Here is a 14290-nt window from a genome sequence, read left to right on the forward strand (position 1 = left end):
AAGCGCGTGGCGGGGCCGCGGGCCCGCCGGCACAGTCCGCCCATCGACGCATCAACCCCTTCAAGGAGAAACAACATGCAGATGCTGACCCAGATCCTGACCCACACCCCGCGCTGGGTGTTCGCCCTCTTCGCCCTGCTCGTGTGGATGGGCGCCAGGCAGCTGCTCGCCGGCAGCGTGAGCCTGACCCGCGTGACGCTGCTGCCGATCGCCATGACCGGGCTGTCCTTCTACGGCATGCTCTCGGCCTTCGGCGACTCGCCGCTCGCCCTGCTCGGCTGGGCCGGCGCGGCCACCCTGCTGCTGCTGACGGTGCAGCGCTGGCCCCTGCCCGCCGCCGCGCGCTTCGACGCGGCGACCCGCACCTTCCACCTGCCGGGCAGCGCGGTGCCGCTGGCGCTGTTCATGGGCATCTTCTTCACCAAGTACGTGGTCGGCGTGCTGCTGGCGATGCATCCGGAACTGGCGCGCCACGAAGGCTTCGCCCTGGGCATCGGCACGCTCTACGGCGCCTTCAGCGGCATCTTCGCGGCCCGGACGCTGCGCCTGTGGAAGCTGGCCATCCGCGAGGACCGCGAAGCCCTGCCGGCGGCCGGTGTCTGAGCACGGAAACGCGACGCAGCCCTGTTCTTCCGCAAGAATCTCCTATCTCTTCAAGAGGTCTCACCATGAACGACGACGCCCTTTCCTCCAACGACCGCACCGAACGCCTCGCCCGCCGCCGTGCCGGCGCCAAGATGGGCTGGTACATCCATGCCACCGTCTACGTGCTGGTCAACCTGTTCCTCGTCATCCTGGCGAGCTCCCGCGGGCAGAACTGGGCCATGTACCCGCTGCTCGGCTGGGGCCTGGGGCTGCTGATCCACGGCGCGGTGGTGTTCTTCGTCGCGCCGGGCGGCAACTTCTACGACCGGCTGCTCGAACGCGAGCGCAAGGCGCTGCGCGGCGGAGACCGCGGGTGAGCGGCACCCTGTCGCGCAACTTCTCGCCGCAAAACCTCCGGCACGTGCTGCGCCACGGCATCTCGACCGCCGGCTTCTGCTGCGTCATCGCGGTGGGGCTGGCGATCTCGGGCCGTGGTGCCTGGGCACCGCAGTTCGTCTATTCGCTCTCGATCGGACTCATCAGCTGGCTGGTCGTCGACATCGGCCGGCTGCTGCTCGCGGGCCGAACCTCCAGGCCCTGGCCGCAAGGGTGGCGCGGCGTGGTGCTGGTCATCGTGGGCATCGTGGTCGGCTTCCTCGGCGGCAACGTGATCGGCGACGCCTGGACGGGCAAGCCCCTGCTGGAATTCCTGAGCTTCTCACGGGACAAGCTCGCCTCCACGGTGCTGATCACGGTGGTGGCCGGCGTCGTCATCTGCTACTTCTATTACAGCCTCGGCAAGAGCAAGTACCTCGAAGGCGAGATCGCGCTGGCCCAGCGCGACGCCACCGATGCGCGCCTCAAGCTGCTGGAGACCCAGCTCGAGCCGCACATGCTGTTCAACACGCTGGCCAACCTGCGCGTGCTGATCGCCACCGACCCGCCGCGCGCCGTGGCCATGCTCGACCGCCTCAACAGCTACCTGCGCGTGACCCTGAGCGGCTCGCGCGCGCTTGCACATCCGCTCGCGGCCGAATTCCAGCGGCTGGGCGACTACCTGGAGCTGATGTCCGTGCGCATGGGCCCGCGGCTCGCCTACCGGCTCGAGCTGCCCGATGAGTTGCGCGAGGTGCCGGTGCCGCCGCTGCTGCTGCAGCCGCTGGTGGAGAACGCGATCCGCCACGGACTGGAGCCGAAGGTCGAGGGCGGCGAGATCGCGGTCGGCGCGCGGCGCGACGGCCGGCGCCTGGTGCTCGAGGTGCGCGACACCGGCGTGGGCATCGCCATCGATCCGCACGACAGCACGCCGCGGCCCGACAGCGGCTTCGGCCTCTCGCAAGTGCGGGAACGCCTCGCCACCGCCTACGGCGAGCAGGACGGCCTGCAGCTGGCAGCAGGCCCGGCCGGCGGCACCTGCGTCACCATCAACCTCCCCCTCTCCGCATGAAGACCACCGCCCTCATCGCCGAAGACGAACCCCTGCTGGCCCAGGCCCTGCGCGCCGAACTCGCCGCCGCCTGGCCCGAGCTCGAAGTGCTCACTACCGTGGCCGACGGCCGCAGCGCAGTGCGTGAGGCGCTCGAGCTGCTGCCCCAGGTGCTGTTCTTCGACATCCGCATGCCGGGCCAGGACGGCCTGGCCGCCGCCGCCGAGCTGGCCGACGCCTGGCCGGCCGACGAGGCGCCGATGCCCCAGTTGGTCTTCGTGACGGCTTACGACGAATACGCGGCCCGGGCCTTCGATGCCCAGGCCATCGACTATGTGCTCAAGCCGGTGCAGCCCGAGCGGCTGCGACGCACTGTCGCGCGGTTGCAACAGGCGCTGGAGCCGCAACGCAACGGCGCCGTGTCCAGCGCCGAGGATGCGCTGGCGGGCACGCTCGCGCAGTGGCGCCAAGTGCTGGCCGCGGCCGCCGGCGCGGGGGCGCTTCCGGGTGCGGGCGGCACGGCGCCGCTCAAGCTGATCGCCGCCAGCGAGGCCGGCACCGCAGGCAGCACGGTGCGCATGGTGCCCATCGACGAGGTCCTGTACTTCGAGGCTGCCGACAAATACGTGCGCGTGCTCACCGCCGCCCGCGAATACCTGATCCGAACCCCCCTCAAGCAACTGCTGCCGCAGCTCGATGCGGGCGTTTTCTGGCAGGTGCACCGCGCCACGGTGGTGCGCAGTGATGCCATCGAGTCGGTGCACCGCGACGAGGCGGGCAAGCAGCACCTGATGCTGCGCGGGCGGGCGGAGAAGATCCCCGTCAGCCGCCTCTACGCGCACCTCTTCAAGGCTATGTGAGCCCCCATGAAAAAACCGGCCGAGGGCCGGTTTTTTCATGTGACAGCAGGCAATCGTGGCTGTCTGCGCTCAACGCCAGTGGCCGTGGCCGTGACCGTGACCGTGACCGTGGTGACGGTAGTAGCCGCGCGGCGGACCGTAGTAAGCGGGCGGCGCCGCATAGTAGACAGGGGCCGGACGGTAGTAAACCGGCGGCGGCGGGGCGTAGTAAACCGGGGCGGCCGGACGGTAGTACACAGGCGGCGGCGGTGCGTAATACACCGGAGGAGCCGCCACGCCGACAGCCACGCCGGGAGCGCTGATGCCGACCGACCAGCTCACGTCGCCGCGAGCATTGGCCGAAGCGGCAGTGAACAGGGCGCCCGCTGCGACAGCGCCGGCGGCAGCCCATTTGAAGAAGGTGGATCGGGTGAGGCTCATGGTGTGGATCTCCTTATTGAGGGGGACGCATGCGTCCATGTCCGTATTGAACGCAGCAAATGTCACCCCGGTTCACACTGCACAGTGAAGAACGTTGCAAAACGTAACGCCTCCAAGCTGCCACCTAGAATGAAGAGATGACTTCCGCTGCCGACCACGACACCTCCAAACCCAGCAATTTCCTGCGCCACGTCATCGAAAACGACCTCCAACAGGGCAACTACGCCGGCCGCCGCTGGGGCGGCTCCCCCGGCGACGCCGCGCACCACGCCCAGGGCATGCAGGACCCGGCCCGCGTGCGGCTGCGCTTTCCGCCGGAACCCAATGGCTACCTGCACATCGGCCACGCCAAGAGCATCTGGCTCAACTTCGAACTGGCCCGCGAGTACGGTGGCGTGTGCCACCTGCGCTTCGACGACACCAACCCCGAGAAGGAGGAGCAGGAATACGTCGACGCCATCCGCGATGCAGTGAAGTGGCTGGGCTACGACTGCAGCCTGGCCGACGATCCGGCCCGGCCCGGCCAGCCCAACGAGCACGTCTACTTCGCCAGCAACTACTTCGACTTCATGTACCGCGCGGCCGAGTACCTGATCGGCGCCGGCCTGGCCTACGTCGACGAGCAGAGCGCCGAGGAGATCCGCGCCACCCGCGGCGACTTCAACACGCCAGGCACCGACAGCCCCTTCCGCAGCCGCACGCCGGACGAGAACCTCGCGCGGTTTCGCGCCATGCGGGACGGCCAGCTGCCCGACGGCGCCGCCGTGCTGCGCGCGAAGATCGACATGGCCAGCCCCAACATCAACATGCGCGACCCGGCGCTCTACCGCATCCGGCGCGCGACCCATCACAACACCGGCGACACCTGGTGCATCTACCCGATGTACACCTTCGCCCACCCGATCGAGGACGCGCTGGAGCAGATCACCCACAGCATCTGCACGCTGGAGTTCGAGGACCAACGCCCCTTCTACGACTGGCTGCTGGACCGCCTGGCCGAGGGCGGCCTCATCGCCTCGCCGCACCCGCGCCAGTACGAGTTCGCGCGGCTCAACGTGACCCACGTGATCACCAGCAAGCGCCGCCTGCGCCAGCTGGTCGAGGAAGGCCATGTCGACGGCTGGGACGACCCCCGCATGCCCACCCTGGCCGGCCTGCGCCGGCGCGGCTACACGCCCGAGGCGCTGAAGCTCTTCTGCGAGCGCTCCGGCGTCACCAAGTCAGGCGGCTGGATCGACTATGCGAGCCTGGAGGCCGCCCTGCGCGACACGCTGGATCCGGCGGCGCCGCGCGCCATGGCCGTGCTCGACCCGGTCAAGCTTGTGATCACGAACTGGGACGAGCTGATGGGCACCGGCTTCCTCGACGAATGCACGGCACCCGTGCATCCGCACCACCCGGAAATGGGCAAGCGCAGCTTCAAGCTGGGCCGCGAGGTCTGGATCGAGCGCACCGACTACGAGGACGTGCAGCCCAAGGGCTTCTTCCGCTTGTTCCCAGGCAACAAGGTCCGGCTCAAGTACGGCCATGTCATCGAATGCACGGGCGGCACGCGCGATGCAGACGGCAAGCTCACCGAGGTGCAGGCCAAGCTGGTGCCGGACACCAAGAGCGGCACGCCGGGGGCGGACGCGATCAAGGTCAAGGGCAACATCACCTGGGTGGCGGCGGCCGATGCGGTGCCTGCTGAAGTGAGGCTGTACGAGCGCCTGTTCGCGGCGGCGCAGCCCGGTGCCGGCGAGGTGCAGGACGAGCTGAACCCGAGCAGCCTGGTGGTGACGCAGGCCTATGCCGAACCGGCACTGGCCAACGCCACCGCTGGCCAGGCCTTCCAGTTCGAGCGGCACGGCTACTTCGTGCCGGACAGCCGTCAGGGCGCAGACGCCCGATTGGTGTTCAACCGCGCGGCCGGCATGAAGGACAGTTGGGGAAAGTGATGAATTCGCGGCGGCTACAGCGGCCGCGTCAGATACACCCCTTCCCGCCCCACGATCGGCACCCTCGCCGGCATCAGCACCGTGCAGTCCTCGCACGGCGCGCGGATCTCCTCGTCGCCGTCGACCGCGATCAGCTCGCCCTTGGCAAACACTTCGAAGCCGACGAGCGGCCGCACGAAGCGGAATTCCGGCGTCTTGACCATGCGCGTTTCCAGCAGCTCGAAGCGCCGCTGCGGCCCGGGTGCCGGGGCGTCGGCCTCTCGCTCGACCAGCCCGAAATGAGCCAGGAAATCGAAGGTCACCCCCACCGCCGTATCCGCCGTGGCCTGCAGAAAATGCTGCCCGCACTCGGCCACCAGCGCCGCGCCGGCCGGCCCTTCGTCCTCGCCGTGGTGGCCGTGCTGGATCAGCGGCGTGCCCGAGCCCAGGCCCTTGGGCATCACCAGGTGCACCGACGGCCGTCCGATCGCCACCGCCACCGCCGCGTTGCGCGCGAAGGCCGGGTAGACCCAGAAGGGCACCACGTCCTGGCTGGTGGAGTGCAGGTCGAGGATGTGGTCGGCCGCGGCCACCACCGGCCGCAGTTCGCGGGCCCGGCGCAGCTCGGGACTGTCCTCGGCCCCCTCCAGCCATTCGTCGGACCAGATGCGGTTGAGGTTGTGCACCAGCTGCCGGTTCTCGAAGGGCTTCTCCGCGTCGAAGGCGTTGTAGGCCTCCACATGGGCGAAGCTCACCGTGAGCGTGCCGATCCTCGGGCGCACGCCCTCGTCGAGCAGCCGGGTGGCAGCCACCATCCCGCAGATCTCGTTGCCGTGCGTCAACGCGTTGATCAGCACATGCGGGCCCGGGTTGCCGGATTCGAAGCGGTGGACGTAGTCGACGCCGGTGTTGCCCTGGCGGTAGGCGGAGAGATCGCCCTGGGCGACTTCGAGGCGCGGGAGGATCGGGGGCATGGCGGACGGCGCTGCGGCCTTGCGATACGAAGCCTTTAGTTTGCTACAGCCGGGGGCAACGGAGACCTCCCATTTGCCTCGTAGACTCGCGACCCAAGCAAAATTATTTCGAGCCCCCTCCCCTCATGCCCCTGACTGCCGACATGCGACGGTCGATCGACCAGATTCGCGACTATCTCTTTGGTGGCGGCTACCCGGATCCCGTCGGCAACACCGAACAGCTCTGCTTCCTGTTCTTCTTCTACCTGGTCCAGGGCATCGACGCCGAAGCCTGCGCGCGCGCACGGGCACTCGACGTCCCGTTCCGCAGCCTGTTCGACGGCGAATGGGAGCTGCGCAATCCCGCCAACGCCCAGGTGCCGGCCGTGCGCGAAGGCGTGCTGCCGATGACCGTGCTGCACACCGGTCAGCCTTGCATCCCACGCGACCGCTTCCGCTGGTCCTGGTGGGCCGAGGCGCTGTCGGGTGAGGTGCTGGTGCGCTTCGTGCGCGACGAGGTCTTCCCCTTCTTTGCCGAGATCGGCGAGGCCTCGGCTCACGATTTCATGCGCGGCGCCCGCCTGGGCATCGACGAGCCGACGGTGCTGACGCAGGTCATCCGCCTGGTCGGTGACCTGCGCCTTGACCAGGCCGATGCCGACACCAAGGGCGACCTGTTCGAGCACGTGCTGCGCCAGATGAAGCAGGCCGGCGAGCTGGGCCAGTTCCGCACGCCGCGCCACGTGATCCGCGCCATCGTCGAGATGATCGATCCGAAGGTGGGCGAGACCGTCTACGACCCGGCCGCCGGCACCGCGGGCTTCCTGGTGGCGGCCTACAACCACATGCGGCTCGCGCACTCCTCGCCGGAAAGCATCGTGGAAGCAGAGCTCGAGGGCAAGACGCACCGCCGCGGCCTGGGCGACCAGCTCACCGAAGCGCAGCTCGCCACCCTGCAGCGCGGCAGCTTCTTCGGCAACGACGTCGACCCGAAGATGGTGCGGCTGGCCACCATGAACCTCACGCTGCGCGGCCTGGGCCATGTGCGCATCCTGCAGCGCAACGTGCTCACGACCCTCCTCGACGAGAAGGTCAAGACGCGGCTGGGCCTGCCCGGCGAAGGCTTCCACGTGGTGCTCGCGAATCCGCCTTTCTCCGGCCGCATCGACAAGGATCGCATCGTCGACGAGGTGAAGCTCGGCAGCACCAGCGCCACCGAGCTGCTGTTCCTCAAGTACATGCTCGACAGCCTGCGTCCCGACGGCCGGGCCGCGGTGGTGGTGCCCGAGGGCGTGCTCTTCGGCGCCACGCTGGCGCACCGCGAGCTGCGCAGCCAGCTGATCAACCAGCATTGCGTCGAGGCCGTGATGAGCCTGCCCGGGGGGGTGTTCCAGCCCTACTCGGGCGTGAAGACCTCGGTGCTCTTCTTCCGCCGCGGCGGCCGCACGCAGCGCGTGCAGTTCCTGCACGTCGAGGACGACGGCTACCGGCTGGATGCCAACCACGACACGCCCACCGAGTCCGACGACCTGCCCGCGCTGGCGCAGGCCTTCATCGGCCGCGAGGCGGCCTGGGCCCGCTGGCAAGCGCGCGATCCGGAGGCCGAGTGGCACGAGAAATGGTGGTTCGCCGACGCCGCGGCGCTGCGCGCGAACGACCTCAGCCTCTCGGCCAGCCGCTATCGGCCGATGAGTGCCTCGCAGATCCAGCACCAGGATCCGCGCGAACTCCTGGACGAGCTGGCTGCGATCGAGTCGGAGATCGAGAAGGAAATCGAGACGCTGCGCGCGCTGCTTGCGGAGATGGACCCATGAGTGATGCCCTGCCCCCCGAAGACGCGCTCGCCGCAGCCGCAGCCGCAGCCGCAGCCGCAGCCGCAGCCGCAGCCGCAGCCGCAGCCGCAGCCGCAGCCGCAGCCGAAGGCGAAGGCGAAGGCGAAGGCGAAGGTGCTCCCGCGAGCACCGCATGCCCGCCCGAAGACGCTCGCACTTCCGCGCGCAATTTGGAGCCTTTTCCGGCGAACCCTCCAGCCCGCAAGGCCACGCTGGGCGAAGTCTGCGAGATCAATCCCAGGCTGCCGAAGGACCACGGCCTGCAGGAGGACAGCGAGGTCGCCTTCGTCCCGATGGCCGCGGTGAGCGAGATCAACGCCGACATCGCCCAGCGCCTGACGCGGCCCTTTGCCGAGGTGAGAAGGGGCTACACCCCTTTCGCCGAGGGCGACGTGCTGTTCGCGAAGATTTCGCCCTGCATGGAGAACGGCAAGGTGGCCCTCGCGCGCGACCTGGCCGGCGGCCGCGGCTTCGGCTCCACCGAGTTCCACGTGCTGCGCGCTCGCGAGGCCGTGCTGCCCGAGTGGATCTACTACTTCCTGCGCCAGAAGCGCTTCCGCAACGCAGCGCGGCGCAGCTTCACCGGCACCGCCGGCCAGCAGCGCGTGCCGGCCGCGCACATGGCCGGCGCTGCCATTCCGGTGCCCGAGCTGGCCCATCAGCGCCGCGTGGTCGAGATGCTCGGCTGTTCCGACGGCATGGTGCGCCTGCAGCGCCGGTCGCGCGCGCTCACCGAGCTGGTGGCCCCGGGCCTGCTGGCCGACTGGTTCGGCGACCCGGCGAGCAATCCGATGGGCTGGCCGGTGGTGAAGCTGGGCGAGCTGCTCGACGGCATCGACAGCGGCAAGAGCCCGCGCTGCCACGACCGGCCGAAGACCGAGAACGAATGGGGCGTGCTGCGCTTGAGCGCGCTGAAGAACGCGCTCTACGACGAGTCCGACCACAAGACCCTGCCCGCGACCGAAGTGCCGGACACGCGCAACGAGGTGCGGGCCGGCGACCTGCTGATCAGCCGCAAGAACACGATGGAACTGGTCGGCACGCCGGCCTACGTGTGGGAGACCCGCGGCCGGATCCTGCTGCCCGACCTGATCTTCCGGCTGCGCCAGCGTCCCGACGCGGGGGTGCATCCGCTCTACCTGTGGGCGATGCTGCGGGCGCCGGCCGTGCGCAGGGGCTTGAAGCTGCTGGCCAGCGGGACCGCTGCCTCGATGCCCAACATTTCCAAGGAGCGGCTGCGCACGCTGCGGGTGATGGTGCCGTCGGCGGACCTTCAGGAGGCTTTTGCGCACCGGGTGGCTGGGCTGCATGTGGTCGCGCAGCAGCAGGACGCCGCGCTGATCCGTGCGAAAGCCATCTTCGAGGCGCTGCTGGCGCGCGCCTACGAATCGTAGCTGCCGCCCCGCTCTAGTCGTAGCTGCCGCCCCGCTCTAGAGAAGCCGGCTGTACGCCACGATTTCAGGCGCGCCCGCCAGAAGCGGGCTCGCCGCGGCGATCGCCGCGCCGACATGCAGGCTCTGCATGTGCGCCTCGGCATCGGCCCTGTCCTTCCACTGCTCCACGGTCTGAAAGATGTGCGGAGCTCCGGTCTGCTGGAACAGCTCGTAGCCCATGCAGCCGGCGTCCTGCCGCGACTTGGACGCCAGCTCGACGAGGATGCCTTTCGCGAGCTCGGCGACCTCGGGTTTGACGGTGATGCGTGCGAGGACGTAGTGCATGGGAGGCTCCACCCGGAATTGTTGTTGAGGCACATCTTGACCCGGCGCCGCGGCCACGTGGCCCGGAGTTTCCCGGTGCGATCGCCTCAGATGCGGTTCGAGTTCAAAGGCACCAGCGCATAACGCGTGCCACGCCCCTGTCCGCTTCGCTCCAGCAAACCGGCCTCGGCAAGCTGCGTGAGCTCCCGATAGGCGGTCGCACGCGACACGCAGGTGATCGCCGTGTATTTCTCGGTGCTCATGCCGCCCGCAAATCCCTGGGGCTGGGCATCGAAGAGCTTGTTCAGCACCTTGCGCTGGCTGGGCGTCAGCTCGGGATGAGTGGCCTGGAGTTCGAGCCAGAAGGCGCTCTTGCGCGCCGCCGTCTGCATCTGGTCCAGGGTGGCGAGACAGGCCTGCTCGACGCGCGCCGCGAACCATTGGACCCAGGGCGTCACATCCATGCCGGGACCGCGGCTCCCAGTCTGCAGCTGCGCGTAGTACCCCTGGCGATCCAGCCAGATCTGCTGCGATAGGCTGAACAGGCGCTGGCTGCTGCGCATGTCCTGGGCCAGCGCCAGGTCGCTCAGTGCCCTGCCGATGCGGCCGTTGCCGTCCTCGAAGGGGTGAATGGTTTCGAACCACAGGTGCGCCACGGCTGCGCGCACGATACCGTCGATGCCCGAGCGCACCTTGTCGTCGTTGAACCAGTCGATCAACGCTTGCATTTGCGACGGGACGTCCCGGGAAGGCGGTGCCTCGTAGTGCACGGTGTCGGGCTTGCCCAGCCTGGGCGTCACGATCTGCATGGGTTCGGGGTGCGTCCGGTACGCGCCGGTCACGATGCGGGTGATGCCGCTGCGGCCATTCGGGAACAGCGCAGCGTGCCAGTCGAAGAGACTGGATGCCGCGAGCGGCCCCGGCCATTGCGCCATCGCAGCCTCGATCACGTCCAGTGTGGCCTCGGCGCGGGGCTCACGCTGCGTCGGGCGCGCGCGGCTGCTCTGGGTAAGGCCGAGGCGGCGCGCGGCCGATGCGCGCACCGAATTGATCTGGAGCAACTCGCCCTCGATCTGCGCTGTGGCCACGGCTTCCAGCGCCCATTCCGTGAGTTGCAACTCGCCGAGATCGACCAGTTGCAGCCCGCTCGCCATGCCGAGCATGCGGCCCTGCGCCACGCGCGCAGATGCCAGAGCGGGCTGCAGCGCCTGAGCGTCGAACTTGAAATGGGGCCAATCGGCGCTTTGCCAGATCCACATGAAGCGCATCTTAGCCATTTGCGCTTCACATTTGAAGCGCAATTCATCGCTTTTCGCTTCCGCCCAGTAGCCGCGTTTAGGCCGCGTCGGGCGGCGCCTCCTCGCGACCCGGTGCGCGCTTCTTCCCTCGCCCTCGCGCCTCCTTCTTCGCCTGCCGCTCCGCATCCAGCAACTGCCCCGCCGCCAGCCATTGCCCGAACTCCTCCGGCGTCTCCAGCGTGATCCGCCCCAGGCTGGCGCTGCGGAACTCGTTCATCACGATCTCGGCGGCCTTCTGCAGGTTCACGCGGCCCTTGCCCAGCAGGGCGCCGCGCTGGCGGCCGATGGCCTCGAGCACTTCCTCATCGCCGAGGCCGGCGACCGCGTCGAGCTTGAAGCGGGCCTCGAGCAGCCCCGCGTAGTGCCGCTTCAGATACCCCAGCAACTCCAGCGCCACCAGCTCCTCGTCGAAGGCGTTGCGGCCGATGGCGCCGCTGGCCGCCAGGTTGTAGCCGCTCTGCGCCACGATGATGCGCGGCCACAGCATGCCGGGCGTGTCCCAAAGGTAGAAGCCGTCGGCCAGCACGATGCGCTGCTCCAGCTTGGTGACACCGGCCTCGTCGCCGGTCTTCGCCTTGCGGGTGCCGACCAGGGTGTTGATTAGCGTGGACTTGCCGACGTTGGGGATGCCGCAGATCAGCACGCGCATCGGCTTGGCCATGCTGCCGCCGCGCTGCGGCGCCAACTGGCGGCAGGCCTCGATCAGCTGGCGCGCCGGCGCTGTCTGGCTGGCATCGAGGCCGATGGCGCGGGTGGCAGGCTGCGCGTTGTAGTGGGCCAGCCAGAGCGCGGTGCGCCCGGGGTCGGCCAGATCCTGCTTGTTGAGCACCTTGAGGCCCGGCTTGTGGCCGGTCAGCTCGGCCAGCATCGGGTTGGCGCTGGAGCCGGGCAGGCGCGCGTCGAGCAGCTCGATGACCACGTCGATCTCGGCGATGCGCTCGGCGATGGCCTTCCGGGTCAGGTGCATGTGGCCGGGGAACCACTGGATGGCCATCGGGGACTTCTTTCTTGCTCGGGATCGGGGGAGCCGGCGATTGTCGCCGCTCGCCCCCTCTCAGGCGCGCAGCGCGTCGCGGTAGCGCCGGCTGCAGGGGATGCGGGTGCCGTCCTGCATCAGCAGGCGCGCATCGCCGCCGTCCAACGGCTCGATCTCGGCCACGCGGTCCAGGTTGGCCGCATAGCTGCGATGCACGCGGGCATAGCGCGCCGGGTCGAGCTGCGCGAGGAAGTCGGTCAATGTGGCGCGCAGCAGGTAATCGTGGCCCTTCACCCGCAGGCCGACGTAGTTGCCCTGGGCCTGCAGCCAGTCGATATCGCTGGCGGCAATCAGGAATTCGCGCCGCAGCTTGCGCACAAGAAAGCGCTCGGGCCGCGCCGGCGGCGGCTGCTCCGGCGCGGGCAGTGCGGTGCCGGCGGGCTCCTCCGGCGGATCGAGCACGCGTGCCTCGCCCTGCAGCCGCAGCATGAAGAGGCGGTAGCTCAGGATCGAGATCAGGAACAGCGCGTAGACACGCACGTCCTTGAGGTATTCGTACACCCACTGCTCGGCCCCGCCGAAGTCGTAGCGGCCGCCGGCCCAGGCATAGACGGCCTGGCGCAACACCACCATTCCCGCCACATGCAGCAGGCTGAAGACCACGCTGCCCACCAGGTGCCAGGGCAGGTTGCGGGCGAAGCCGGCAAAGCCGAGCGGAAAACGGCGCTCGAAGGCGACCACGGCCGGCACCAGCGCCAGCAGCACCAGGTGGCTGGACAGCTCCCAGGTCACCGGCTGCCAGGTCGGCAGCGCCCGGCCGGCGCGATCGGCGTCGATCACCGCGACCACGCAGTTGAAGGCGGCTTGCAACGCCATCAACAGCACCCAGAAGGCGACTTCGGCGCGCCGGCGGTAGGGCTGGTAGCGCTCGAACAGGTTCTTCGGGGTCTGGCCGGGGGTCGCGGGCATGGCGGCATTCTCCTGAATCCGGGCCCGGATTCGTCCCCGCGGGCCGCCGTTCGTCCCAAGAGCCCGGCGGATCGTCACTTCGGGGCCCCTCGAGGCACGGGCCGCGCCCAGCATGGCTGCCTTCGAACACCTGGAGCCACCATGACCCCCGAATCCCGACGCCACGACATCGATGCGCTGCGCGCGCTGGCCTTCGGCCTGCTGATCCTCTACCACGTGGGCATGTACTACGTGGCCGCCTGGCCCTGGCACCTCAAGAGCCCGTATGCGGCAGCCTGGCTGCAGACGCCCATGCAGGTGGTGAACATCTGGCGCATGGACCTGGTGTTCCTGGTCTCGGGCGTGGCGCTGGGCTTCCTGTTCCGCGGCCGGGACCCGTTGGCCCTGATCCGGCAGCGCGCGCTGCGCCTGATGCTGCCGCTGGTCTTCGGCATGACGGTGGTGGTGCCCTACCAGGCCTATGCCGAGGCGCTGGCCCGCGGCCTGGTGACGCCCGGCTTCGTCGACTTCATGCTGCGCTACCTGGCGATGGGCCCCTGGCCGAAGGGCGCCTTCGCCGGCTCGGACTTCGGCATGACCTGGAACCACCTGTGGTACCTGCCCTACCTCTTCTTCTACACCGCGCTGGTGGCGCTGCTGCAGCCCTTGCTGGGCTCGGCCGCCGGGCAGCGGCTGCGCGCCGCCTTCACCGGCTTGCGGCGCTGGCGGCTGCTGGTACTGCCGGCCCTGCCGCTGCTGCTGTACGCGCTGACGCTGGCGCCGCGCTTCCCGGCCACCCACGACCTGCTCCACGACGGCTACCTGCACCCGCTCTATTTCACGGTCTTCCTCTACGGCTACTGGATGGGCATCGATGCCGGCCTGTGGCGCGAACTGGAGCGCCTGCGCGGCTGGGCACTGGCGCTGGCGGTCGGCTTCGTGGCCGCCTACCTGCCGCTGCGCGCGGCGGGCGCCGAGGCCTGGCTGCTGCGCGGCCTGCGCGCCTTCTACCTGTGGACGGCGATCGCCGCCATCCTGGGCTTCGCCCGCCGCTATCTGGACCGTCCCTGGCCCTGGCTGCACTGGGCCAACGAGTCGGTCTACCCCTGGTACATGCTGCACCAGACTCTGATCGTGGCCGGCGCCGTGCTGCTCGCGCCCTGGCGGCTGGGCCCGGTGCTGGAGCCTGTGCTGCTGGTCGCCTTCACGGTGGGAGGCTGCTGGATTCTCACGGACGGGCTGATCCGCCGCATCGGCTGGCTGCGCCCCCTGTTCGGGCTCAAGCCGCGAGGCGCACCGCAACCCGAAGATCCGCGCCGATTTCGAGACTTTGTAGCGCGCTGAACATGTAACAAGCCCCCTAGAATCCCCGCGCTGCG

General features: G+C 69.2%; 14 protein-coding genes. 8 read left to right on the top strand and 6 right to left on the bottom strand.

The genetic code is table 11. The features are described from left to right. The first annotated feature begins 81 nt into the window (after positions 1 to 81). The 4 genes from GXN78_RS21085 (at position 82) to GXN78_RS21100 (ending at position 2871) form a co-directional block, all read left to right on the top strand. Complete coding sequence (locus tag GXN78_RS21085; RefSeq protein WP_106558727.1) at positions 82 to 603, top strand: DUF6622 family protein; 522 nt, start codon at positions 82 to 84, stop codon at positions 601 to 603. 65 nt (positions 604 to 668) lie between these two features. Next, positions 669 to 962 carry a 2TM domain-containing protein gene (locus GXN78_RS21090; protein ID WP_106558717.1) on the top strand — a complete coding sequence of 98 codons (294 nt, stop codon included), beginning with the start codon at positions 669 to 671 and terminating at the stop codon, positions 960 to 962. Beyond that, a complete protein-coding gene (locus GXN78_RS21095; RefSeq protein ID WP_239142840.1) occupies positions 959 to 2032 on the top strand; it encodes a histidine kinase in 1074 nt (357 codons plus the stop codon). Before GXN78_RS21090 ends, GXN78_RS21095 begins: the two co-directional genes overlap by 4 nt. Beyond that, positions 2029 to 2871, top strand: a complete 843-nt coding sequence (locus tag GXN78_RS21100; RefSeq protein WP_106558716.1) for a LytTR family DNA-binding domain-containing protein — start codon at positions 2029 to 2031, stop codon at positions 2869 to 2871. The genes GXN78_RS21095 and GXN78_RS21100 overlap by 4 nt, the downstream gene beginning before the upstream one ends. 69 nt (positions 2872 to 2940) lie before the next feature. Here the strand turns inward: GXN78_RS21100 and GXN78_RS21105 are convergent, their stop codons facing one another. Further along, complete coding sequence (locus tag GXN78_RS21105) at positions 2941 to 3291, bottom strand: hypothetical protein (RefSeq protein ID WP_106558715.1); 351 nt, start codon at positions 3289 to 3291, stop codon at positions 2941 to 2943. 137 nt (positions 3292 to 3428) lie between these two features. Between GXN78_RS21105 and GXN78_RS21110 the strand changes: the two genes are divergently transcribed. Next, complete coding sequence (locus GXN78_RS21110; protein WP_106558714.1) at positions 3429 to 5228, top strand: glutamine--tRNA ligase/YqeY domain fusion protein; 1800 nt, start codon at positions 3429 to 3431, stop codon at positions 5226 to 5228. A gap of 14 nt (positions 5229 to 5242) precedes the next feature. On the opposite strand, the gene GXN78_RS21115 is transcribed toward GXN78_RS21110, so the two are convergent. Continuing rightward, the gene (locus GXN78_RS21115) at positions 5243 to 6181 is read right to left on the bottom strand and encodes a succinylglutamate desuccinylase/aspartoacylase family protein (protein WP_106558713.1); all 939 of its coding nucleotides are present in this window, start codon (positions 6179 to 6181) and stop codon (positions 5243 to 5245) included. 125 nt (positions 6182 to 6306) lie between these two features. Here GXN78_RS21115 and GXN78_RS21120 point away from each other — a divergent pair, with 125 nt between their 5' ends. Next, positions 6307 to 7974 carry an N-6 DNA methylase gene (locus GXN78_RS21120; RefSeq protein ID WP_106558712.1) on the top strand — a complete coding sequence of 556 codons (1668 nt, stop codon included), beginning with the start codon at positions 6307 to 6309 and terminating at the stop codon, positions 7972 to 7974. After that, positions 7971 to 9386 carry a restriction endonuclease subunit S gene (locus tag GXN78_RS21125; protein ID WP_164255608.1) on the top strand — a complete coding sequence of 472 codons (1416 nt, stop codon included), beginning with the start codon at positions 7971 to 7973 and terminating at the stop codon, positions 9384 to 9386. The genes GXN78_RS21120 and GXN78_RS21125 overlap by 4 nt, the downstream gene beginning before the upstream one ends. Positions 9387 to 9422: 36 nt before the next feature. Here GXN78_RS21125 and GXN78_RS21130 read toward each other — a convergent pair whose 3' ends face one another. From GXN78_RS21130 to GXN78_RS21145, 4 genes are all read right to left on the bottom strand, one after another. Continuing rightward, on the bottom strand, positions 9423 to 9710 hold the full coding sequence (locus GXN78_RS21130; RefSeq protein WP_164255609.1) for a putative quinol monooxygenase: 288 nt from the start codon (positions 9708 to 9710) through the stop codon (positions 9423 to 9425). A gap of 86 nt (positions 9711 to 9796) precedes the next feature. Beyond that, a complete protein-coding gene (locus GXN78_RS21135) occupies positions 9797 to 10966 on the bottom strand; it encodes a Fic family protein (protein ID WP_164255612.1) in 1170 nt (389 codons plus the stop codon). A gap of 58 nt (positions 10967 to 11024) precedes the next feature. After that, complete coding sequence (gene ylqF / locus GXN78_RS21140) at positions 11025 to 11981, bottom strand: ribosome biogenesis GTPase YlqF (protein ID WP_106558709.1); 957 nt, start codon at positions 11979 to 11981, stop codon at positions 11025 to 11027. A gap of 60 nt (positions 11982 to 12041) precedes the next feature. After that, positions 12042 to 12932 carry a LytTR family DNA-binding domain-containing protein gene (locus tag GXN78_RS21145; RefSeq protein ID WP_106558708.1) on the bottom strand — a complete coding sequence of 297 codons (891 nt, stop codon included), beginning with the start codon at positions 12930 to 12932 and terminating at the stop codon, positions 12042 to 12044. 141 nt (positions 12933 to 13073) lie between these two features. Between GXN78_RS21145 and GXN78_RS21150 the strand changes: the two genes are divergently transcribed. Beyond that, a complete protein-coding gene (locus tag GXN78_RS21150; protein ID WP_106558707.1) occupies positions 13074 to 14255 on the top strand; it encodes an acyltransferase family protein in 1182 nt (393 codons plus the stop codon). The last annotated feature ends 35 nt before the right edge of the window (positions 14256 to 14290 follow it).

Origin of the sequence: Variovorax sp. WS11, assembly GCF_010499245.1 — a bacterium.
Taxonomy (GTDB): domain Bacteria; phylum Pseudomonadota; class Gammaproteobacteria; order Burkholderiales; family Burkholderiaceae_C; genus Variovorax.